This window comes from Micromonospora sp. NPDC050795 (genome assembly GCF_044456785.1).
Classification (GTDB): domain Bacteria; phylum Actinomycetota; class Actinomycetes; order Mycobacteriales; family Micromonosporaceae; genus Micromonospora.
Genome location: NZ_JBITGE010000003.1, coordinates 235,004 through 257,614, shown reverse-complemented (window position 1 = coordinate 257,614; position 22,611 = coordinate 235,004). Strand labels below are relative to the sequence as shown.

Annotated in this window: 19 protein-coding genes; 12 read left to right on the top strand and 7 right to left on the bottom strand. The window is 70.8% G+C overall.

From position 1 onward, the window contains the following. Positions 1–122: 122 nt before the first annotated feature. Positions 123–3,200, top strand: a complete 3,078-nt coding sequence (locus ACIBEF_RS04790; protein ID WP_396791221.1) for a DNA polymerase III subunit gamma and tau — start codon at positions 123–125, stop codon at positions 3,198–3,200. Positions 3,201–3,248: 48 nt separating this feature from the next. On the opposite strand, the gene ACIBEF_RS04785 is transcribed toward ACIBEF_RS04790, so the two are convergent. Next, the gene (locus tag ACIBEF_RS04785; RefSeq protein WP_396791219.1) at positions 3,249–3,941 is read right to left on the bottom strand and encodes a DUF998 domain-containing protein; all 693 of its coding nucleotides are present in this window, start codon (positions 3,939–3,941) and stop codon (positions 3,249–3,251) included. Between the two features lie 201 nt (positions 3,942–4,142). Between ACIBEF_RS04785 and ACIBEF_RS04780 the strand changes: the two genes are divergently transcribed. The 7 genes from ACIBEF_RS04780 to ACIBEF_RS04750 all read left to right on the top strand — a co-directional run bounded on the left by ACIBEF_RS04780 (position 4,143) and on the right by ACIBEF_RS04750 (position 11,199). Continuing rightward, on the top strand, positions 4,143–4,451 hold the full coding sequence (locus ACIBEF_RS04780) for a YbaB/EbfC family nucleoid-associated protein (RefSeq protein WP_396791284.1): 309 nt from the start codon (positions 4,143–4,145) through the stop codon (positions 4,449–4,451). Between the two features lie 8 nt (positions 4,452–4,459). Then, positions 4,460–5,053, top strand: coding sequence for a recombination mediator RecR (recR, locus tag ACIBEF_RS04775; RefSeq protein WP_210780747.1), 594 nt, complete (start codon positions 4,460–4,462; stop codon positions 5,051–5,053). A 313-nt stretch (positions 5,054–5,366) separates the two neighbouring features. Further along, positions 5,367–7,028 carry an ABC transporter substrate-binding protein gene (locus ACIBEF_RS04770; RefSeq protein ID WP_396791217.1) on the top strand — a complete coding sequence of 554 codons (1,662 nt, stop codon included), beginning with the start codon at positions 5,367–5,369 and terminating at the stop codon, positions 7,026–7,028. 85 nt (positions 7,029–7,113) lie between these two features. Beyond that, positions 7,114–8,118: an ABC transporter permease gene (locus ACIBEF_RS04765; protein WP_145778530.1), complete on the top strand. Its 1,005-nt coding sequence runs from the start codon at positions 7,114–7,116 to the stop codon at positions 8,116–8,118. After that, positions 8,115–9,077 carry an ABC transporter permease gene (locus ACIBEF_RS04760; protein ID WP_396791215.1) on the top strand — a complete coding sequence of 321 codons (963 nt, stop codon included), beginning with the start codon at positions 8,115–8,117 and terminating at the stop codon, positions 9,075–9,077. Before ACIBEF_RS04765 ends, ACIBEF_RS04760 begins: the two co-directional genes overlap by 4 nt. 8 nt (positions 9,078–9,085) lie before the next feature. Further along, positions 9,086–10,099 (top strand): ABC transporter ATP-binding protein, encoded by a 1,014-nt coding sequence (locus ACIBEF_RS04755; RefSeq protein WP_396791213.1) that lies wholly within the window; start codon positions 9,086–9,088, stop codon positions 10,097–10,099. Beyond that, entirely contained in the window at positions 10,096–11,199 is a 1,104-nt protein-coding gene (locus ACIBEF_RS04750) for an oligopeptide/dipeptide ABC transporter ATP-binding protein (protein WP_355006027.1), read from the top strand. The genes ACIBEF_RS04755 and ACIBEF_RS04750 overlap by 4 nt, the downstream gene beginning before the upstream one ends. Positions 11,200–11,223: 24 nt before the next feature. Here ACIBEF_RS04750 and ACIBEF_RS04745 read toward each other — a convergent pair whose 3' ends face one another. Then, positions 11,224–11,613 (bottom strand): hypothetical protein, encoded by a 390-nt coding sequence (locus ACIBEF_RS04745; protein ID WP_396791282.1) that lies wholly within the window; start codon positions 11,611–11,613, stop codon positions 11,224–11,226. Beyond that, positions 11,607–12,245, bottom strand: a complete 639-nt coding sequence (locus ACIBEF_RS04740) for an HNH endonuclease family protein (protein WP_396791210.1) — start codon at positions 12,243–12,245, stop codon at positions 11,607–11,609. Before ACIBEF_RS04740 ends, ACIBEF_RS04745 begins: the two co-directional genes overlap by 7 nt. A 107-nt stretch (positions 12,246–12,352) precedes the next feature. On the opposite strand from ACIBEF_RS04740, the gene ACIBEF_RS04735 reads away from it, so the two are divergent. Then, a complete protein-coding gene (locus ACIBEF_RS04735; RefSeq protein ID WP_396791208.1) occupies positions 12,353–13,846 on the top strand; it encodes an MFS transporter in 1,494 nt (497 codons plus the stop codon). 29 nt (positions 13,847–13,875) lie between these two features. On the opposite strand, the gene leuA is transcribed toward ACIBEF_RS04735, so the two are convergent. Both leuA and ACIBEF_RS04725 read right to left on the bottom strand, forming a co-directional pair. Continuing rightward, complete coding sequence (leuA, locus tag ACIBEF_RS04730; RefSeq protein WP_396791206.1) at positions 13,876–15,627, bottom strand: 2-isopropylmalate synthase; 1,752 nt, start codon at positions 15,625–15,627, stop codon at positions 13,876–13,878. 237 nt (positions 15,628–15,864) lie between these two features. Then, the gene (locus tag ACIBEF_RS04725; protein ID WP_396791204.1) at positions 15,865–17,136 is read right to left on the bottom strand and encodes an MFS transporter; all 1,272 of its coding nucleotides are present in this window, start codon (positions 17,134–17,136) and stop codon (positions 15,865–15,867) included. Between the two features lie 76 nt (positions 17,137–17,212). Between ACIBEF_RS04725 and ACIBEF_RS04720 the strand changes: the two genes are divergently transcribed. Continuing rightward, on the top strand, positions 17,213–18,199 hold the full coding sequence (locus tag ACIBEF_RS04720; protein ID WP_396791202.1) for an ArsR family transcriptional regulator: 987 nt from the start codon (positions 17,213–17,215) through the stop codon (positions 18,197–18,199). 13 nt (positions 18,200–18,212) lie between these two features. On the opposite strand, the gene ACIBEF_RS04715 is transcribed toward ACIBEF_RS04720, so the two are convergent. Both ACIBEF_RS04715 and ACIBEF_RS04710 read right to left on the bottom strand, forming a co-directional pair. Continuing rightward, positions 18,213–18,743 carry a nitroreductase family protein gene (locus ACIBEF_RS04715; protein ID WP_396791200.1) on the bottom strand — a complete coding sequence of 177 codons (531 nt, stop codon included), beginning with the start codon at positions 18,741–18,743 and terminating at the stop codon, positions 18,213–18,215. Positions 18,744–18,827: 84 nt separating this feature from the next. Beyond that, a complete protein-coding gene (locus ACIBEF_RS04710; RefSeq protein ID WP_396791198.1) occupies positions 18,828–19,616 on the bottom strand; it encodes a hypothetical protein in 789 nt (262 codons plus the stop codon). A gap of 259 nt (positions 19,617–19,875) precedes the next feature. Between ACIBEF_RS04710 and ACIBEF_RS04705 the strand changes: the two genes are divergently transcribed. Next, positions 19,876–21,141 carry an aspartate kinase gene (locus ACIBEF_RS04705; protein WP_396791196.1) on the top strand — a complete coding sequence of 422 codons (1,266 nt, stop codon included), beginning with the start codon at positions 19,876–19,878 and terminating at the stop codon, positions 21,139–21,141. A gap of 5 nt (positions 21,142–21,146) precedes the next feature. Next, positions 21,147–22,208 carry an aspartate-semialdehyde dehydrogenase gene (locus ACIBEF_RS04700; RefSeq protein WP_355006018.1) on the top strand — a complete coding sequence of 354 codons (1,062 nt, stop codon included), beginning with the start codon at positions 21,147–21,149 and terminating at the stop codon, positions 22,206–22,208. The last annotated feature ends 403 nt before the right edge of the window (positions 22,209–22,611 follow it).

Below are 22,611 nucleotides of genomic sequence, written 5' to 3'. Positions count from 1 at the left end.
CGAGTCGATCAAGCCCTGGTGGCCCGGTCGATCAAGGCTGAAGGCCCAGGCGCCCCGGGGTGGTGGGTGGTCACCCGCGCCCGACCGGCGCAGAATGGCTCGGTCGAGAGGAGGCGGGACGAGTGACGCTGGCGCTCTACCGCAAGTACCGGCCGCGTACCTTCGCTGAGGTCATCGGCCAGGAGCACGTGACCGAGCCGCTGTCGCAGGCGCTGCGCAGCGGACGGCTCAACCACGCCTACCTCTTTTCCGGCCCCCGTGGCTGTGGCAAGACCACCAGCGCCCGGATCATGGCCCGCTCGCTCAACTGTGAGCAGGGCCCCACTCCCGAGCCGTGCGGCAAGTGTGACTCCTGCCGCTCGCTGGCGGCCGACGGCGCCGGCTCGATCGACGTGATCGAGATCGACGCGGCCAGCCACGGCGGTGTCGACGATGCCCGCGAGCTGCGCGAGCGCGCCTTCTTCGCACCGGCCAGCAGCCGCTTCAAGATCTACATCATCGACGAGGCGCACATGGTCTCGACCCAGGGCTTCAACGCCCTGCTCAAACTGGTCGAGGAGCCCCCGGAGTACGTCAAGTTCATCTTCGCCACCACCGAGCCGGAGAAGGTCCTCGGCACGATCCGGTCGCGGACCCACCACTACCCGTTCCGGCTGTTTCCGCCGAAGGTGGTTCGCCCGTACCTGGAACAGCTCACCCAGGCCGAGGGCGTCGCCGTCGAGCCGGCGGTCTTTCCGCTGGTGGTCCGCGCCGGTGGCGGCAGCATGCGGGACAGCCTCTCCGTGCTCGACCAGCTCATCGCCGGCGCCGGCGCGGAGGGAGTCAGCTACGCCCGGGCCGTCGCCCTGCTCGGGGTCACCGACTCGGCGCTGATCGACGAGATGTGCGACGCGCTGGCCGCCGGTGACGGCGCGGCCGCGTACGCCACCGTCGACCGGGTCGCCGAGGCCGGGTACGACATGCGCCGGTTCGCCTCCGACCTGCTGGAACGGCTGCGCGACCTGATCGTGCTCCAGCAGGTGCCGGACGCCGCCGCGAAGGGTCTGATCGACGGCCCCGCCGACCAGATCGAGCGGATGGCAGCCCAGGCGTCGCAGCTCGGCTCGGCCACGCTCTCCCGCTGCGCCGACATCGTGCACAACGGCCTGGTCGAGATGCGCGGCACCACAGCGCCCCGCCTGCTACTGGAGCTGATCTGCGCCCGGATGCTGCTGCCCGGCGTGGACGACTCCACCGGCGGCCTGCTCCAGCGCCTGGAACGGATGGAACGCCGGCTCACAGTGGGCGGCGGCGACGCGCCGTCGGCCGCCGCCGGCTCCGCGCCAACCAACCACCCAGGGGTACGCCCACAGCCAGCCACCCCGGTCCCGGCTGCCGCCACCCCGGCACCCGCGAACGCCCCTACCTCCGCACCGCCGTGGGACGTCGACCCGGCGGCGTCCCCGGCCCAGGGCGCTCCCGCCCCGGCTGCTCCGGTCACCGGGGCACCCGCTCCGACCTCCGGCGCACCGGCCTCGTACGTCTCGCCGGCCGACTCGCCGATCCCGGCCTCGCCCGGCGCGTCGACCGGCCCGGCAATGGCTGACCAGGCCGTACCCGTCTCGCCCGCCGGCCCGGCCCCGCGTCGCGTGGTGCCACCGTCGGCGGTGCTTCCCGACCCGGCCACGCCCGCGCCGCCCCGACCCGGAGCACCGGCCGCCGCGCTGGACGCGGTAGCGGTCCGCCGCGTCTGGCCCGACGTGGTCGGCAAGGTCAACCGGACCAACAAGCGGATCGCCGCCCTGATGCGCGACGCGGTGGTCCGCGAACTCGACGGCGACACGCTGGTGCTGACGGTGAAGTCCACAGTGCTGGCCAAGATGATGGCCGACCACGCGGCCGTGCTCACCGACGCGCTCTACGAGGAGTTGGGCGGGCGCTGGCAGATCCGGTGTGAGGTGGCCGGCGAGCGCGGTGGTGTGTCGCTGTCCGGCTCATCGCGCGCACAGCAGACCGCACCGCCCCGACCCGCCACGCCGCCAGCCCCGTCCGACGCGCCTGCCGCCGCGAACCCGACTGCCGCAGCCCCGCCGAGCGCGCCTGGCTCGAATGCCGCGCTCGGCTCGAATGCAGCGTCAGGGTCGAACACATCTGGCTCGACCGCTGCGCCAAGTTCGAGCGCGGCACCGGGCTTCAGCGCTGCGCCGGGCTCGAACGCCGCGCCCGGCTTCAGCGCTGCGCCGGGCTCGAACGCCGCGCCCGGCTCGACCGCTGGGTCGGGCTCGAACGCAGCGCCAAGTGCGAACTCCGCCGGGCCTGGTAGTGGGCCAGCCAACGCCCCGACCGCCGGTCCGACGAACGCCTCGCCGACCGCCGCGAACCCGAGCGGCGCTGCCGGCTCGGCCTCGCGTTCCGGTGTCGGTGCGGGTTCCACCGGTCAAGGTGCTGGGCACGGTGCTGGTGGGCGGGGCACAGCGTCGTCGGCCCCGGCGGCGGACGACGACGGCGACTGGCCGGAGGCGGCCCGCCCAGGCGGGGGTGGCCTCGCCGCCGAGGCTACGGATGACGAGGACTGGCCGGAGGCCACCCGACCTGGCGGCGCGTCCGCTGGAAACGAGTCGAGCCCTCACTCCGCACCGGCGTCGACCGGCGCGAACGGCAGCACCGGGGACGGGAACACCGAAAACGGGAACGCCGGGAATGGCAGCGGCCCGAACGGCAGCGGCACCAACGGCGGTGGCCCGAACGGCGGTGGCCCGAACGGCGGTGGCGCAAACGGCACCGGACCCGGTGGTTCGGGTGGGCCCGGGGCGGCGGCCGGTGGCGGTAATCCGGGCGGGCGGGGTAACCCGACACCGGCGGCCCGGCAGCCGGCGACAGCCGGTGGTGCGCCGGTGAGCAGCGCCATCGCCGCGGCTCGCGCGGCGGCGGCGGGGCGCGGTGCGCGTACCGGAGCGGCAGCCCGGCCTGTCGCGGACGCCGAATGGGCCGGCGAGCCGCCCTACGACCCGGACTTCGACGGCCCGGCGCGGGCCGGCGGTAGGCCTGGCGGCGCGGCACCGGCGGCGACCCCGGCCTTTGAGGGGTTCGACCCGGGCGACGAGCCGTTGGACGAGATCATCGACGAGAAGACCGCCCGGGAGTCCAGCGAGGAGCAGGCGGTACGCCTCCTCAGAGAGACCTTCGGCGCCGAAAAGATCAACGAGATCGACGCCCGCTAACGCGCCGTCCCGCCCCGCCCCGCCTCGGCGATCTTGCAGTTTCGGTCGTCACTTTGTACGGAATGCCCCTTTTGTTGGGACAGGAAGTGCAAGATCGCGCGGTTGGGGGGTTTCGGCTAGCAGGACGCCCAGAGCGCAGGCCCAGAGGGGGAACGGGAGCACCGCTACTCGTTCCATGCCGCCCACCCCGAGCCCCAGGCCCTGTTGGGCGGCGAACAGTGTCGTTCCGGCCAGCGCGATGAGCCCGGCGGTGAGGGTGAGTCGGCGCCACCTGCCGAGCGTCGTGCCGCGTGGCGCGAAGCCGGCGAGGAGCAGGCCGACGTTGCCCATCCCCATGATCAGGACTGCGCCGAGTACGTGCAGGTTCTCGTCAATGTCGGCCGGGTAGAGGGCCACGAGGCCGTATCCGCTGGTGGCCAGCAGCAGGAGTGTCTGGGCAGTGCGCACCACCGGGCCGCGGCCGAGAACCCTCCAGGTCAGCAGGAGCCCGCCGGCGAGCAGGACGGCGGTGGCCAGTGTCGCGGTGTTCATCAGCGGGTGCCACGGTGAGCAGACGTAGCGGGGGCGGGTGGTGTCCCAGACGCCGCAGTGGGCGTTGCCGAGGTCGCTGATGTTGTGGGTTGCCCAACTGTAGGTGGGCTCGCGCCACCGCAGACCGGTGATCAGGCTGGCGACGAGGAAGACGGGCGAGGCCGCGAGCCAGCACAGTGCGCCGATCCGGCCGGTGCGGTTGAGGTTCATGCCCTGAGCAGACCAGTGCGACGGGTACGGGCGCACTACCAGCAGATGGCCGGTTCGGGGTAGGGGTAGCCGTACCCGAAGCCTCGGCGTGGGCGGACGCACCGGGCGGGGCGAGGTCGGTCCCAGCGGATAGGCTGAGCGGCGGTCGAGCAGACGAGTGCGAGAAGGAGCCATCCCGTGCGCCCAGGTGGACAGCCGAACATGCAGCAGATGCTGAAGCAGGCGCAGAAGATGCAGCAGCAGATCGCCGCCGCCCAGGCCGAGCTGGCCGAGGCCGAGCTGACCGGCACCGCCGGCGGTGGGCTGGTCACCGCGACGGTCGCCGGCTCCGGTGAGCTCAAGGCCATCAAGATCGACCCGAAGGCCGTCGACCCGGACGACGTGGAGACGCTGGAGGATCTGGTCGTCGCGGCCGTGCACAACGCCGCCGAGGCGGCCCGGGAGCTGACCGAGCGCAAGATGGGCCCGGTCGCCGGCGGCATGGGCGGCCTCGGCCTGCCCGGTTTCTGAGCCGGCAGATGTACGAAGGTGCCATCCAGGATCTGATCGACGAGCTGGGTCGGCTGCCGGGCGTGGGTCCGAAGAGCGCTCAGCGGATCGCGTTCCACGTCCTTTCGGCGGATCCGGCCGACGTCAACCGGCTGGCCGGCGCGCTGCGCAAGGTCAAGGAGCTGGTGCGCTTCTGCACTACCTGCTACAACGTGGCCGAGTCCGAGCAGTGCCGGATCTGCCGCGACCAGCGTCGCACCGAGGAGGTGCTGTGTGTGGTGGAGGAGCCCAAGGACGTGGTGGCCATCGAGCGGACGGGTGAGTTCCGCGGTCGCTACCACGTGCTGGGTGGGGCGATCAATCCGCTGGAGGGGATCGGCCCGGACAACCTGCGCATCCGGGAGTTGATGATCCGGCTCGGTGGTGGCGGGGTTCGGGAGTTGATCCTGGCCACGGATCCGAACACCGAGGGCGAGGCGACAGCCACCTACCTGGCGTTGATGGTGAAGCCGATGGGCATCTCGGTGACCCGGCTGGCCAGCGGGCTGCCGGTCGGCGGCGATCTGGAGTACGCCGACGAGATCACCCTCGGTCGGGCCTTCGAGGGGCGCCGCGCGGTCTGATCGCCTGACGTACGGCCGGTGGCCGGCACCCGTTGGGGTGCCGGCCACCGCTGCGTCTCTGCCCGGAAATGATCTGACACCTTTGCCCTCATCGGGGCTGTTCGACGTAACAGTTTGGCATCGCGGGTGCTGATTGATCGGTTTTTGCCGCTGTTTACCTAAGAATCGAATGTCAAGCGGCGGTTGAGGCACGATCCGATACCAACCGTCCACTCAGCGGTTTCCGGGTGGACGCATCGGGAGCTATGGTCACCGCCATCGGTGACCCCTGTCACCACGTTGTCCGTACCCCCAAGGACGAGGTGAAGCACACATGCGTGCACCCAGGCCGAAGGCCGCGATCGCGGCCATCGCGGTCGCGGCCCTCGCGGTAGCAGGCTGCGCCGAGAGCGACCGCGACGACAATTCCGGCGGTAGCAAGAAGGACACCCTCGTCTTCGGCGTCGCCGGAGACCCGAAGGTGCTCGACCCGAGCTTCGCCAGCGACGGTGAGTCGCTGCGCGTCGCGCGTCAGGTCTTCGAGACCCTGGTCCGACCGGAGGAGGGTGGCACCAAGGTCACCCCCGGCCTGGCCGAGTCCTGGACCCCGGACGCCGCCGGCACCACGTGGACCTTCAAGCTCCGCTCGGGCGTGAAGTTCCACGACGGCACCGACTTCAACGCCGAGGCCGTCTGCGTCAACTTCAACCGCTGGTACAACGCCAAGGGCCTCATGCAGAGCCCGGACGTGACCGCGTACTGGCAGGACGTCATGGGCGGCTTCGCCAAGAACGAGGACGCGGAGCTTCCGCCGAGCCTCTTCAAGTCCTGCGCCGCCAAGGACGCCACCACTGTGGACCTGGCCTTCACCCGGGTCTCCAGCAAGATCCCGGCCGCGCTGATGCTCCCCTCGTTCTCCATCCACAGCCCGAAGGCGCTGCAGGAGTTCGACGCGAGCAACGTCGCCGGCACCGCCGAGGACATCAAGTACCCGTCGTACGCGACGGAGCACCCGACCGGCACCGGTCCGTTCAAGTTCAAGACCTGGGACGTCGCGAACAAGACGCTGACCCTGGAGCGCAACGAGGACTACTCGGGCCCCAAGGCCAAGCTGAAGACCCTCATCTTCAAGACGATCTCGGATGAGAACGCCCGCAAGCAGGCGCTGCGCTCCGGTGACATCCAGGGCTACGACCTGGTTGGCCCGGCCGACGTCGAGCCGCTGAAGAGCGAGGGCTTCAACATGCTCACGCGCCCGGCGTTCAACGTGCTCTACCTGGCGATGAACCAGAAGGGCAACCCGAAGCTCGCCGACATCCGCGTCCGGCAGGCCATCGCGTACGCCCTGAACCGTCAGCAGCTGGTCACCTCCAAGCTGCCGCCGGGCGCCAAGGTCGCCGACAACTTCATGCCGGACACGGTCGAGGGCTGGAACGGTGACGTCACCAAGTACACCTACGACCCGGCCAAGGCGAAGGCGCTGCTGGCCGAGGCCGGCGCGTCGAACCTGACGCTGAAATTCCACTACCCGACCGAGGTCACCCGGCCGTACATGCCGAACCCGAAGGACATCTTCGAGTTGCTCTCGGCGGACCTGAAGGCCGTTGGCATCACCGTCGAGGCGATCCCGCTGAAGTGGAGCCCGGACTACCTGAACGCCACCACCTCGGGTAGCAAGCACGACCTCCACTTCCTCGGCTGGACCGGTGACTACGGCGACGCCTACAACTTCATCGGTACCTTCTTCGACCGGCCGAAGGACGAGTGGGGCTTCAACAACAAGGCCCTGTTCGACCAGTTCAAGGACGCGGACACCACCGCCGACATCGCGGCCCGGACCGAGAAGTACAAGGCCCTGAACAAGTCCGTGATGGACTTCCTGCCGGGTGTGCCGATCTCGCACTCGCCGCCGGCGATCGTGTTCGGCAAGGACGTGACCGGCGTCAAGGCGAGCCCGCTCACCGACGAGCGTTTCTCCACCGCCGAGTTCAAGTAAGTCCTGATCTGACGCAGCAAGGAACGCGGGCGGGCGCTGTCGCACAGCGCCCGCCCGCAACCCTCCGCACCCCTTCGAGGCCGCCGTGTTCCGGTTCATCGTCAGGCGCCTGCTTCAGCTGATACCCACGCTGTTCGGGCTCTCCCTCCTGCTCTTCATCTGGCTCCGCCGACTTCCCGGCGGCCCCGAGACCGCCATCCTCGGCGAGCGCGGCACACCCGAGATGCGGGCCGCGATCCGCCGCAACATGGGGCTCGACGAGCCCATCCTGGTGCAGTACGGCCGTTTCGTCCGTCGGCTGATCAAGCTCGACCTGGGCACCTCGACCTCCACCAAGCGGGCGGTCACCACGGAGTTCATCGAGCGCTTCCCCGGCACCGTCGAACTGACCATCACCGCGATGATCATCGCGATCGGCGTCGGCATCCCGCTGGGCTACCTGGCCGCCCGTCGTCGCGGCCGTTTCCTGGATCACGCGTCAGTGGGCGGCTCGCTGATCGGCATCTGCATCCCGGTCTTCTTCCTGGGCTACGTGCTCAAAGCGATCTTCTCGGAGAACCTGCACTGGTTCCCGTCCAGCGGCCGGCAGGACCCGACACTCGGGGCGACCCGGGTCACCAACTTCTTCGTCCTCGACGGGTTGATGACCCGTGAGTGGGACGCCGCCGCCGACGCCCTCTGGCATCTGGTGCTGCCCAGCATCGCGCTGGCGAGCATCCCGCTGGCGATCATCGTCCGGATCACCCGGGCGAGCGTGCTGGAGGTGCTGAACGAGGACTTCGTGAGGACAGCCGAGGCGAAGGGCCTGACCGAGCAGACGGTTCGTCGCCGGCACGTCCTGCGCAACGCCATGCTGCCGGTCGCCACCTCGATCGGTCTGCTCGCGGGCGGCCTGCTCTCCGGTGCGGTGCTGACCGAGACCGTCTTCGCCTTCAGCGGCATCGGAGCGTTCGTCGCCGAGGCCATCGGCCAACGCGACTATCCGGTGCTGATGGGCTTCATCCTGATCATCGCGGTGGTGTACGTGCTGGTGAACCTCCTGGTCGATCTCTCCTACAGCTTCATCGACCCGAGGGTGAGGGTGCGATGACACTCAGCCCAGGCAAGAAGAAGGAAAAGATCGACCGGCTCTCCGAGCTGGCCGCCCGTGACGACGAGCGGGGCGTCAGCCTCTGGCAGGAGGCGTTCCGCCGGCTGCGCAGCAACCCTGCCGCCATCGTCGGCGCGGTCATCCTGGCGATCTTCGTGCTGGTCGCGGTGGTCGGCCCGTTCCTCGTGCCGTACGCGGCCACGGACACGATCGGCATCCGGGAGGGGCTGATCAAGCCGGGTGTCATCCCCGGCCCGAACGGCGACCACTGGTTTGGCTACGACCACCAGGGCCGGGACGAGTTCAGCCGGATGATCGTGGGCGCCCGCCAGACCCTGCTGGTCGGCGTGGTCTCCACCCTGATCGGTCTGGCGGTCGGCGCGCTGATCGGTGGCATCTCCGGTGCCGCGGCCGGCCTCGGTGGCCGGTGGGGGCGGTGGATCGACACCACCCTCATGCGCTTCATCGACATGCTGCTGGCGATGCCGAGCCTGCTGCTGGCGGTGAGCATCGCCGCCCTGCTCGGGGCCAGCCTGACCACTGTCATGATCGCGGTCGGTGTGGTCTCGGTGCCGGTGTTCGCCCGGCTGCTGCGCGGCTCGATGATCTCTCAGGCCAACAGCGACTACGTGCTGGCGGCGACCTCGCTCGGCGTCAAGAAGTCGAAGATCGCCCTGACCCACGTGGTGCCGAACTCGCTCGCCCCGGTGATCGTGCAGGCCACGTTGACCCTGGCCACCGCGATCATCGAGGCCGCGGCGCTCTCCTTCCTCGGCCTCGGCAACCCGGACACCGCCGTACCGGAGTGGGGGGTCATGCTCGCCGACGCGCAGCAGTACCTCGGCATCCGGCCGTCACTGGCGATCTACCCGGCCGTCGCGATCATCATCACCGCGCTCGGCTTCACCCTGCTCGGTGAGGCGATGCGTGAGGCCCTCGACCCGAAGCTGCGGAAGTAGGCCCGGCAATGGCACTGCTCGAAGTTGAAGATCTCTCCGTCACATTCGCCCGCCGCGGTCAGCGGGCCGTGCATGCGGTCGACGGGGTGTCCTTCTCGGTCGACGCCGGTGAGGTGGTCGGCCTGGTCGGTGAGTCCGGCTGCGGCAAGAGCGTCACCTCGCTCGCGATCATGGGCCTGTTGCCCAAGCAGCCCGGCCTGCGGGTCGGCGGCAAGGCCGTCTTCGACGGCACCGACCTGCTCCAGCTCGACGACCGGTCGCGGCGGGACATCCGGGGCCGGGACATCGCGATGATCTTCCAGGACCCGCTCTCCTCGTTGAACCCGGTGATCCCGATCGGGTTGCAGGTGACCGAGGTGCTCACCCGGCACCGGGGGATGAAGGGCGAGACCGCCGCGAAGGAAGCGGCGGCACTGCTGGACCGGGTCGGCATTCCCGACCCGAAGCGGCGGCTCAAGGAGTACCCGCACCAGCTCTCCGGCGGGATGCGCCAGCGGGCGCTCATCGCGATGGCGGTGGCCTGCCAGCCCCGGCTGCTGATCGCCGACGAGCCGACCACCGCGTTGGACGTCACCATCCAGGCCCAGATCCTGGAGCTGCTCAAGGAGCTGGTCCGGGACTCCGGCACCGCGCTGCTGATGATCACGCACGATCTGGGCGTGGTGGCCGGCATGTGCGACACCGTCAACGTGCTCTACGGGGGCCGGGTGGTGGAGACGGCCCGCCGTCGTCCGCTCTTCCGCCAGCCGCGTCACCCGTACACGGTGGGTCTGCTCGGCTCGGTGCCGCGCCTGGACGCCGGGCGGGGCGAGAAGCTCAATCCGATTCCCGGTTCCGTCCGCGACCTGCTGCCGTGGCCGGACGGGTGCGCCTTCGCCCCGCGCTGCGCCCGCCGGACAGACGAGTGTGTGGGTGAGCCGCCGGAGCTGGTGCACGCGCACGACGGACGGAGCTACCGGTGCGTCAACCCGGAGCCGCTGCCGGGCCTGGTGCCTGCCCCGCGCGAGGAGGAAACAGCGTGAGTGAGAACGACATCCTCGTCGAGGTGCGCGACCTGAAGGTGCACTTCCCGATCAAGCGGGGCGTGCTCTTCGACCGGGTGGTCGGCCAGGTTAAGGCCGTCGACGGGGTCGACCTGAGCATCGCGCGCGGCAAGACGTACGGCCTGGTGGGTGAGTCCGGCTGCGGCAAGTCCACGTTGGGCCGGGCGCTGCTCCAGCTCACCCCGCCGACCGCCGGTGAGGTCAGCTTCGACGGCGTCGAGTTGACGACGCTGCCGTCCGGCAAGCTGCGCAGCATGCGTCGCCGGATGCAGATGATCTTCCAGGATCCGATGTCCAGCCTCGACCCCCGGCAGAACGTCGAGTCGATCCTGACCGAGGGCCTCCAGACCCACGGGATCGGCACCGACCGCACCGACCGTCGACGGATCATCGGCGAGACCCTGGACGCGGTCGGGCTGCCGCGCTGGGCGCTCTCCCGCTACCCGCACGAGTTCTCCGGCGGGCAGCGGCAGCGCATCGGCATCGCCCGCGCGCTGGTGCTCGGCCCGGAGCTGATCGTCGCCGACGAGCCGGTCTCGGCGCTCGACGTGTCGATCCAGGCCCAGGTGGTCAACCTGCTGGACGAGCTCCAGGACAGCCTGGGGCTCACCTACCTGGTGATCGCGCACGACCTCGCCGTGGTCCGGCACATCTCCGACACGGTCGGCGTGATGTATCTGGGCGCGCTGGTGGAGGAGGCGCCGAGCGACCGGCTCTACACCGAGCCGCTGCACCCATACACCCGGGCGCTGATGTCGGCGGTGCCGGTGCCGGACCCGGACGTGGAGGACCGCCGGGAGCGGATCCTGCTCGCCGGTGACCTGCCGTCGCCGGCCAACCCGCCGACCGGCTGCCGCTTCCACACCCGCTGCCCGTGGGCGCAGCCCACCCGCTGCGCCGACGAGCGACCGGTGCTGCGGGACATCGGCGCCAGCCGGGTGGCCTGCCACTTCGCGGAGCAGATCGCCAGCGGCGAACTGCGCCCGCACGGGGTCAGCGCGCAGATCGTCCGACCCGAGGGCGAGGGGGACGCGCCGAGCGTGGTCTCCGCGCCCACCGAGCCCGGCTCGTACGTCTGAGAATGGACGCGGTGCCGGCGTCCGTCAGCCCTCGGGGCGGTTCAGCAGCCCCACCGCGACGCCGTGCACCGCGTCCAGCCCAGCCGGGTCGGCAAGCGTGACCGACGTACCGGTCACCGCGTACCACTCGTCCGCGTCCTTGTACTGCACCCGCAGGGTGACCTTGCCGTCCGCGTACTCGGTGCGCAGCGTCAGGTCCCCGGTGACGACGCCGACCTCGTCGGTCATCACGCCACCCGGGCCGGGCACGATGTCGGTGGTGCGGCTCTGCGGGCCGGCCGCCCCGTTCGAATCCGCGACCATGCCGGCACCCGGCACGGCGGCGGGAGTCTCGGCGGTGCCGTCCGCGGTCATGCCGGCGGCGGACGGGCCGCTCTCCCCGGCGGCGGTCACAAATTGCTCCCCACTCAACAGCCCTCCAACATGTCGGTCAGGGCGGCCTTCTCGGCGCTGGTCACCGTCAGCTTCCAGTAGTGCTTGACCGTCACCCAGTCCTGGGCATATTTGCACCAGTAAGACCGGTTCGCCGGTTTCCACTGCGACGGGTCCTGGTCACCTTTTGCCCGGTTGGACGAGGCGGAAACCGCGAAAAGCTGCGGACGGGTGGTGTCGTTGGCGAAGTCGCCGCGCTTCGCGTTGTCCCACTCGTCGGCACCCGAGCGCCACGCGTTGGCCAACGGCACCATGTGGTCGATGTCCACGTCGGAGGGATCCGAGAAGCTGCGACCGTCGTACACGCTCTCCCAGCGCCCACCGACCACGTTGCAGCCGGAGAGCTTCACGTCCTTGCCGTCGCGCTGGAGGATGCTGTCCCGGATATCGCAGTTCTTGCCGGTGTCCCGCCAATGCGGGAAACGCTCGCGGCTGTAGCCCTTCATCGAGCCGGCGGTAGCGACGGTCAGCTGACTCAGCTGCTCAGCGGCGTTGCCGCCGTCGCTCGACGGCGGTGTGGTCGGCTCATCCGGCGGGACGCAACCGGCCACGCCGAGCGCCAGCGCCGCGGTGAGCACGGCCACCGCCGCTCGCGGTCCTGATCTGGTACGCACAGACGACACCTCTCCAGCTTGGGGGCTCCCGGCGATTGCGCACAGTACCCGGGCACGGTTTCGGCGTTTCGTGGCGTCTCCCACATGATGCAAGGCAGATTGGTGGGATGACCGCACCCGTACCGGCGACCGCCCTCCGGATGGGCACCACCGCCGGCCGGGGCACGCTGCTCGCCGCCGTACTCGCCTCTGGAATGGTCTTCCTTGACAGCACCGTCGTCAACGTGGCGCTGCCGAAACTCGGGCAGGACCTCGGCGCGAACGTGGCCGATCTCCAGTGGACCATCAACGGCTACCTGCTGATGCTGGCGGCGTTCGTGCTGCTCGGCGGCGCTCTGGGCGACCGCTTCGGCCGGCGACGCATATTCCTCATCGGCGTGGTCTGGTTCACCGCCGCCTCCGTGCTCTGCGGGCTGGCCCAGGACACCGGCATGCTGATCGCCGCCCGGTTCCTCCAGGGCGCCGGCGGCGCGCTGCTCACGCCCGGATCGCTGTCGGTGCTCCAGGCGAGCTTCCATCCCGACGACCGGGGCCGGGCGATCGGTGCCTGGGCCGGGCTGTCCGGGGTCTCCACCGCGCTGGGGCCGTTCATCGGTGGCTGGCTGATCGACGCGCTCTCCTGGCGCTGGATCTTCTTCCTCAACCTGCCGATCGCCGTGCTCGTGCTGCTGGCCGCCCTGCGCTGGGTGCCGGAGAGCCGGGACGAGAGCGCCTCCCGCACCGAGGAGCGGGGTCGGACCCGACGGCGGTTCGACGTCGCCGGAGCCCTGCTCGGAGCGCTCGCGCTCGCCGGCGTCACCTACGCCCTGATCGACGCGCCGGCCCGCGGGTTCGACTCCGCCGAGGTGCTGGTCGCCGCCCTGGTCGGGGTGCTCTCCGCAGCGGCCTTCGTCCTGCTGGAACGGCGGCGTGGCGACACCGCGATGCTGCCCACCGGGCTGTTCAGCAGCCGACTCTTCTCGGTGCTGAACATCTTCACCGTCGTCGTCTACGCGGCGCTCGGCGGCTTCACCTTCTTCTTCGCGGTCTACCTGCAGAACGTGGTCGGCTGGTCGGCCTTCCGCACCGGCATCGCGTTGCTGCCGATGACCCTGCTGCTGCTGGTCGGCTCCGCGCGCGCCGGCGCGCTGTCCGCCCGGATCGGTCCACGACTGCCGCTGGCCATCGGACCGGTGGTCGCCGCGGTCGGCCTGCTGCTGCTGCGCGGCGTCGGACCGGGCGCGTCGTACTGGCGGGACGTGCTGCCCGGGGTGCTGCTCTTCGGCATCGGGCTGACCCTGGTGGTGGCACCGCTCACTGCGTCGGTGCTGGCCGCCGTGCAGGACCGGTTCTCCGGGGTGGCCAGCGGGTTCAACAACGCCGCGTCCCGCGCCGGCGGCCTGCTCGCGGTGGCGGCGCTGCCGCTGCTGGTCGGGCTCTCCGGCGGCGGGTACGAGCAGAAGGCCGAGCTGACCGACGCGTTCCGGGGCGCGATGGAGTGGTGTGCGGGGCTGCTCGTGGCCGGCGCGCTGCTGGCCCTCGTGCTGGTCCACCGACCGCCCCGGGAAGCCCCGCCGTCCCAGCCCTGCCACTCACTGCCCGCCGCGACACCCCCAAAGTAGGAAACCACTTCGGGGGTGTCGCGCCCAGGTCAGCGGCGGGCGCGGTTGACGGCGCTGGTGACCGCCTTGATCGACGCGGTGACGATGTTGGCGTCGGTGCCGACACCCCAGACCGTCCTGCCGTCCACCTCACACTCCACGTACGCGGCGGCCTGAGCGTCACCACCGGAGGAGAGCGCGTGCTCGTGGTAGTCGAGCACCCGTACGCCCACCCCGACCGACTGGAGCGCGTTCACGTACGCGTCGATCGGGCCGTTGCCGACCGCGGCGAGCGAGCGCTGCTCGCCGCCCACGCCGACCTGGGCCTCGATCTCGACCTTGCCGTCCACCGTGCCGATCGTGTAGCCGGCCAGCCGGACCGCCGGGTCGGGCTGGTGGTCGAGCAGGTAGTGCGTCGCGAAGATCTCCCACATCGCGGCCGGGTCGACCTCGCCGCCGTCGTGGTCGGTGACCTGCTGCACCACCCCGGAGAACTCGATCTGGAGCCGGCGCGGCAGGTCCAGTTGGTGCTCGCTCTTCATGATGTACGCGACGCCGCCCTTGCCGGACTGCGAGTTGACCCGGATGACCGCCTCGTAGGTGCGGCCCAGGTCCTTCGGGTCGATCGGCAGGTACGGCACCGCCCAGGTGTGCTCGTCCACCGGCACACCGGCCGCCTTCGCGTCGGCGGCGAGGGCGTCGAAGCCCTTCTTGATCGCGTCCTGGTGGGAACCGGAGAAGGCGGTGTAGACCAGGTCGCCCGCGTACGGGTGGCGCTCGTGCACCGGCAGTTGGTTGCAGTACTCGACGGCTCGCCGGACCTCGTCGATGTTCGAGAAGTCGATCATCGGGTCGATGCCCTGGGAGAAGATGTTGAGCCCCAGGGTCACCAGGTCGACGTTGCCGGTGCGCTCACCGTTGCCGAACAGGCAGCCCTCGATGCGGTCCGCGCCGGCGAGCAGGCCCAGCTCGGCGGCGGCCACACCGGTGCCCCGGTCGTTGTGCGGGTGCAGGCTCAACACCACGCTGTCCCGGCGCGGCAGGTGCCGGTGCATCCACTCGATCGAGTCGGCGTACACGTTGGGGGTGGCCATCTCGACGGTGGCCGGCAGGTTGATGATCAGCGGCCGGTCCGGGGTCGGGTCGATCACGTCGATCACCCGGGAGCAGACCTCCAGCGCGTACTCCAGCTCGGTGCCCGTGTACGACTCCGGCGAGTACTCGTAGAAGATCTCCGTGTCCGGGGTGTGGATCTCGGCGTACTTCTGACAGAGCCGAGCTCCGGTCGTGGCGATGTCGGCGATGCCGTCCTTGTCCAGGCCGAAGACCACCCGCCGCTGGAGGGTGGAGGTCGAGTTGTAGAAGTGCACGATGGCCCGCTTCGCGCCGCGCAGCGACTCGAACGTCCGGTCGATCAGGTGCTCCCGGCACTGCGTGAGCACCTGGATGGTGACGTCGTCCGGGATCATGTCGTCTTCGATGAGCTGCCGGACGAAGTCGAAGTCGGTTTGGCTGGCCGACGGGAAACCGACCTCGATCTCCTTGTAGCCCATCTGGACCAGCAGCTGGAACATCCGGCGCTTGCGCTCGGGCGACATCGGGTCGATCAGTGCCTGGTTGCCGTCGCGGAGATCCACGGCGCACCAGCGGGGGGCGGCCTCGACGGTGCGGGTGGGCCAGGTGCGGTCCGGGAGTTCGACCCGGAACTGCTCCCCGTACGGCTGGTAGCGGTGGTACGGCATCCGGCTCGGGCGTTGCCGGGCGATCGGATCGGTTTCAGCGTCGGTGACAGGTTGAGCCATCTCGGAGTGCTCCCTGGAACATGTGGCGTCAGCAGATCGGAAGGTGTCGGCGAGATGCCGGGCGACGGTGCGCGGCGGTGCCGAGAAGAAAATCGGATGTGCTGGACGGCGCGATGCAACTCCGCGACGAGGTGCCGGCCGGTCAGGCCTCGTCGCGGCGGCTAAGGAGGAGCAGCGCCTGCCACATGACCAAGTCACCCTACGTGATGGAGCGGTGGGTGGAAAGACAGGTCCGGACTATGGGACCGGGGTCATGGCCGGCTCCGGGGCCCCGGTACCCAGCCTCGGTGTTCGTTGCGCCCACGCCACAGCCGGCACGATCGCCACCGCCACCAGCACGAAGATCGCTGCCGTGGGTAACCAACCCCACCCGCCGGTGGTCACCCCGAGCGCGGTCAGCCCGGCCGGCGCGATCAGGTACTGCACCTGCGTGCCGAGTTCGAGCGCCCCCACGTACGCGCCGCGCTGGTCGGGCGGCGGCAGGGTGGCGGTGAGCCCCCAGGTGCCCGCCGACTCGATCAGCTCGGCCAGGATGAGTACCGTCGCGGCGGCCACCAGCACCACGATGGTGAGCCAGCCCCGGGTGAACCCGGAGATCGGCAGGGCCAGACAGAACAGGGCGATCAGCAGGGCGCCCCGGCGAGAGGCCCGGGCCGCGCCCGCCGCGGTGTCCGCGCCCCGGCTCACGCGGACCTGGAGCAGCACGACCAGGACCGTGTTGAGCAGCACCAGAGCGGCGATGACCGTCTTCGGGGCGTCGGTGTGGGTGAGGATCCAGAGCGGCATGACCGTCAGGTAGAGCGCCTGGTGTGCGGTGAGCAGCCCGGAGAGCAGGGACACCGTCATGAACGGGCGGTCCCGGAGCACGGCGAGCCGACTCATCGGCTCCACCGGTCGGGCCACCTCCGGCAGTCGAGGCAGTCGGCGCACGAACAGGGCCGTCACCAGGAAGACCGCCGAGATGAACCAGACCATCGTGCGGTACGCCTCGATCGTGTCCACCGCCAGCACCAGGCCACTGATCACCGCGCCGAGCCCGAAGCCGACGTTCAGCGACGAGCGCTGGTACGCCATCGCCGTGACCCGTTCGGCCGGCGGGAGCGCGTTGATCGAGTAGACCTGCCGGGCCACGCCGACAGCGGCGTCCACGGCGGCCAGAGCCACCACCACGGCGAGGAACCCGGCGAAGCCGCCCACGAACGGGTAGGTGGCGAAGAGCGCCGCGTTCAGCACCAGCCCGACCACCCAGACCCGCTGCGGTCCGTACCGGTCGGTGAGCCCGCCCAGCGGCACCGTGCCCAGCAGCGTCACCCCCGCCGCGATGGAGAGCCCCAGCCCCACCTGGGCGGCGCTGAGCCCGAGCGCCCGGGTGAAGAAGACGGCGCTGCCGGCGTGGAACAGCCCACTGCCGACGGCGTAGACCATTGCCTGGACGGCCAGGGCACGGGTCAGCCCGGCCGGCGGTACGACGTCTCGAACGGCGGTACGGATGCTTTCTCTGGTCCCCATGTTCGGGAGTGAATCGGGTCCCCATGACCACGGTCGAATCTTTTTGGCTGGGCCGAATCCTGCTCCTGGGGGGCGTGTGTCCGAGTTGCGGTTCAGCCTGGCCGACGTGGCGGGAGTGCGGCTCGCCGTGTCACCGGTCAACGAGACGGTCATGAGCATGTGGGCGCTGGCCAACCCGGTCCGCTACGCGGTGCACCTGCCCTGGATTGACCGGGCCCGGGTGACGTTGCATCGTCCCGAAGTGGCCGACCGGGTCCGGCCTCTGGTGGGGTTGGTCGTGCCGGGTCGCTGGCTGCCCGACTTCCTCACCCCGGCGGCCCGGCCGAACGTGGAGATGGCCGAGCAGCTCGACCAGATCGCCGCGACGCCGCCGGCCGTGGTGGTCCAGGACCTGCTGGCGACCACCTGGCAGAAGCCGCTGAGCCCGTTCGGGCGGGCGCTGCTCGCCGACCCCGGCGGGCTGCTGCCGCAGGTCGTCGACGCGGTGCGGGTCTGGTACGACGAGGCGATCGCCCCGGACTGGCCGCGGATGCGGGCGCTGCTCGACGCAGACGTGGCGTACCGGGCCGCCCAGCTCGCCGAGAGCGGCGCCGGCCGGTTCTTCGAGCACCTCCACCCGAGCCTGCGCTGGCACGGCGACCGGGTGATCAGCGACGACACGTTCGAGCGGGACTTCGACCTCCGCGGTCGTGGGCTGGCGCTGAACCCGACGGTGTTCACCGAGCAGCACGTGCTGTGGAACCTGCTCGAGGATTCGCTGCCCGCCGGTGCGTACCCGGTCCGTGCCGTCGGGACGCTCTGGGAGGCGACAGCCTCGCCGCCCGGCGACCCGCTGGCACGGGTGATCGGGCCGGGCCGGACCACGCTGCTGTACCTGCTCGAGACGGCGCTGACCACGACCGACCTGGCCCGACTCACCGGGATGTCCGCCGGAAACGTCTCCCAGCACCTGGCCGCGTTGCACGGCGCCGGCCTCGTGTCCCGAACCCGCGAGGGCCGGCACGTGCGCTATCGCAACACCGATGCCGCAGCGGTCCTCCTCCGGGCCAGCCGGGGCGAGTGAGCCCAGCGCCCGATCAACGCAGCAGCAGCTCGGCGACCGGGTGGCGGTGCCGCAGGCCGGTCTCCCGGGCGTGCAGGTCGGCCGGGAGGTCGAACGGGTTGCCGAGCCGTCCGACGGCGGCGACCACCAACGGGCGGACGTCGCCGGGCAGGTCGAGTTCGGTGGCGAGGCCGGCCCGGTCGAACCGGGTGAGCTGGTGTACGTGCAGACCGAGCGCTGTGGCCTGCACCGTCAGGTGGGCGATCGCCTGCCCCAGGTCGTACGCCGCCTGCTCGGTGTTCAGGCCGGTGTGAGCGCCGACCACCAGGGTCGCGGCGTGCCGGATCCAGATCTGGTCGTCGACCGGGAGGCTGATCAGGATCCGTTTCCAGGTCTCGTCGTCGCGGTGGCCGAGGGCGAACCGCCAGGGCTGCCCGTTCTCCGCCGACGGGGCCCAACGCGCGGCCTCAAGCAGCGAGGCGGACTCCTCCGGGGTCAGCTCGGCGCCCGGGTCGAAGGCTCGTGGACTCCAGCGGTAGGCGAGCAGCGGGGTGAGATCGGCCATACACCGAATCGTCCTGTATGGGTGATTCGCCCCTCAGGATGGGGTAGCTCAATGTGGGCAAGAGCACCCGTAACGGGACGAAGATCAGGGCGTTCCCGCGCCCGGGCTCTCCGACGGGTCCGGGGTCGGCGGCGCGGCAGTGTCGAGCGGCTCCCGGTCGATCACCACCGGGCCGGCCAGCTGCACGGTGGCCGGTGCCGGGCCGGGTGCGGCGGCCAGCCTCAGCGTCCCGGCCCCGGTCTGGACGCCGGTGGGTGTGCCCTCCTGGTCGTAGCAGTAGATGCCCACATCCAGCGGCGCGTTCAGCGACGCCGAGGTGGAATCCACCGAGTAGCAGGTGCCGGTGAGGCCCTCGGGCGTCCTGGCCGGGGCGACGGCCAGGGGCGCGCGTCGGTCGGTGAGCACGTCCAGCCAGTCGGTGAGCAGATGCTGGACCCGGGGGTCCGACCTGCGTGGAACCGCGTCGTCGCGATCACCCAGGCGTACGCAACTCGCCGACTCGGTCCGACCGGCCGACGGCAGGGCGCACTGGAACAGCCCGTCGGCCGTGCTGGCCATCGAGACGTCGGCGGTGCCGCCCAGGGCGCCCCCCGGCACGTCCACCCGCCAGCTGCCGTCGTTCGCGCTGGTGAACACGATGGTGCGATCCGATTGACCCGTCTGGCTGTAGACGTACTGGGCCACCAGGTGACGGTCCTGAGCCGCCGCGGCCAGCGCGGCCAGCTCGTCCCGTGCGGCGTCCACCTCGACCGGCCCCGGGTCGGCTGGCGGTGGAGTCGGAGGCTGCTCGCCGGTGCAGGCGACCAGGAGGGCTGGCAGGGCGAGGACGAGCGGCCCGATCACGCGGCCGGCCGAGCGGATGAGGACGGGCACCGGCCCATTCTGGTGGGTGCGGGCGGTTGGCGGGTGCCGGCGCGTACCTGGCTCGTCCCGGCGTGTCGGGCGGGGTGTCCCGGCGTACCCGTCCGACCTGGTGGGACCGCCCCGGCCGGTCCCGGCCGGGCCGGATGGTGGGATCACCTGACCCGGCTCTGTTATCCGCCGGATACCCTCATGAGGTCTGACACGCGCCGCCGGCCCCGGTTCCGGCGGCGTCGGCACGCTCAGGGTCGCTGGGAGGGAGTGCACCGTCGTGGCACTCGTGGTGCAGAAGTACGGCGGGTCCTCCGTCGCCAACGCCGAGCGGATCAAGCGGGTGGCCGAGCGCATCGTCGCCGCCCGCAAGGCCGGCGACGACGTGGTGGTGGTGGTCTCCGCGATGGGTGACACCACCGACGAGCTGCTCGACCTGGCTAACCAGGTCAGCCCGCTGCCGCCGGGCCGCGAGCTGGACATGCTGCTCACCGCCGGGGAGCGGATCTCCATGGCCCTGCTGGCCATGGCCATCCACAACCTGGGGTACGAAGCCCGCTCGTTCACGGGTTCGCAGGCCGGCGTGATCACCACCTCGGTGCACGGCCGCGCCCGGATCATCGACGTCACCCCCGGGCGGCTCAAGGGAGCGCTCGACGAGGGTTCGGTGGTCATCGTGGCCGGCTTCCAGGGCGTCTCGCAGGACACCAAGGACGTCACCACGCTGGGTCGCGGTGGTTCGGACACCACCGCCGTGGCGCTCGCCGCCGCTTTGCACGCCGACGTCTGCGAGATCTACACCGACGTGGACGGCATCTTCACCGCCGACCCTCGGATCGTGCCCAACGCCCGACACATCCAGCACATCACCTACGAGGAGATGTTGGAGCTGGCCGCGTGCGGCGCGAAGGTGCTGCACCTGCGTAGCGTGGAGTACGCCCGGCGGGCGGGGTTGCCGATCCACGTCCGTTCGTCATACTCGACCAACACCGGCACGATGGTCACCGGATCGATGGAGGACCTTTCCGTGGAGCAGGCACTGATCACCGGGGTCGCGCACGACCGCAGCGAGGCCAAGATCACGATCGTCGGGGTGTCCGACGAGCCGGGTGCCGCCGCGCGGATCTTCGACACCGTCGCCAGCGCCGAGATCAACATCGACATGATCGTGCAGAACGTCTCCACCGAGGGCACCGGCCGGACGGACATCTCGTTCACCCTGCCCAAGGCCGACGGCCCCACCGCGATGGCCGCGCTCAGCAAGATCCAGGAGCCGGTCAAGTTCAAGGGCCTGCTCTACGACGACCACGTCGGCAAGGTCTCGCTGATCGGCGCGGGCATGCGCTCGCACCCCGGGGTGGCGGCCGGCTTCTTCGCCGCCCTCGGCGCGGCCGGGGTCAACATCGAGATGATCTCCACCTCCGAGATCCGGGTCTCCGTGGTCTGCCGGGACACCGACCTCGACGCCGCCGTCCGCGCCATCCACGACGCGTTCGAGCTGGGCGGCGACACCGAAGCCGTGGTCTACGCGGGGACGGGTAGGTAGCGCCGATGACGGCGCTGCCCACCCTCGCCGTGGTCGGAGCGACAGGTGCCGTCGGCACGGTGATGTGCGAGCTGCTCACCGGGCGACGCAACGTCTGGGGCGAGATCCGGCTCCTCGCCTCCGAGCGCTCCGTCGGCCGCCGGGTGCGCTGCCGGGGCGAGGAACTCGTCGTCCAGGCGCTGACCCCCGAGGCGTTCGACGGGGTCCAGGTGGCCATGTTCGACGTGCCCGACGAGGTCTCCGCCGAGTGGGCGCCGATCGCCGTCGCCCGCGGCGCGATCGCTGTCGACAACTCCGGCGCGTTCCGGATGGACCGCGACGTCCCGCTGGTCGTTCCGGAGATCAACCCCGAGCAGGTCCGCAACCGGCCCCGGGGCATCATCGCCAACGCCAACTGCACCACCCTCGCGATGATCGTCGCCGTCGCGCCGCTGCACCGCGAGTACGGCCTTCGCGAGCTGGTGCTCGCCTCCTACCAGGCGGTCTCCGGAGCCGGTCAGTCCGGCGTCGACATCCTGCACGACCAACTCACCAAGGTCGCCGGCGATCGGGCGCTCGGCTCGCGCACCGGCGACGTACGCCAGGCGGTCGGCGACGACCTGGGCCCGTTCCCGGCACCCATGGCGCTCAACGTGGTCCCGTGGGCCGGCTCCCCGGCGGACAGCGGCTGGTCATCCGAAGAGATGAAGATCCGCAACGAGTCGCGGAAGATCCTCGGCCTCCCCGACCTCAAGGTGTCCGCCACCTGCGTCCGGGTGCCGGTGGTCACCGCCCACTCGGTAGCGGTGCACGCGGTCTTCGCCAGCGAGGTCGACGCCGAGGGCGCCCGCGAGGCACTGCGCAACGCTCCCGGGGTGATCCTGGTCGACGACCCCGCAGCCGGGGAGTTCCCGATGCCGATCGACGCTGTCGGCACCGACCCGTCCTGGGTCGGCCGGATCCGCCGCGCCCTGGACGACCCCCGAGCCCTCGACTTCTTCGTCACCGGCGACAACCTCCGCAAGGGCGCGGCCCTCAATACGGCCCAGATCGCCGAACTCCTGGCCAAAGAACTCCGCACCCCCTAACCCCCGCTGCCTCCCTGCCCCGCCCCGCGTCTCTCTGCGCCGGCGCCGGCGCCGCCCCTGCCCCGCCCTTGCGCCGGTCTTGCGCCGCGGCGCGGTTGCCCCTGCCGCGGCCCTGCCCCCGTGACCCGCGTCGATCAAGGACTTGTGGTGAGGGGCGTTCGCCCTTCCGGGGCTAAAGCGCCCACCCCAAGTCCATGATCGACCTGGCCTTGGGCCTCGGGTGCCCACCGCTGCGGCGATCTTGCGGTTTCTGTGGCGACATAAAGGGTTAGAGCGACAAAACGACAACCGAAAGTGCAAGATCGCCGGGGCGTGGGGCGTGGGGCGTGGGGCGTGGGGCGTGGGGCGTGGGGCGTGGGGCGTGGGGCGTGGGGCGTGGGGCGTGGGGCGTGGGGCGTGGGGA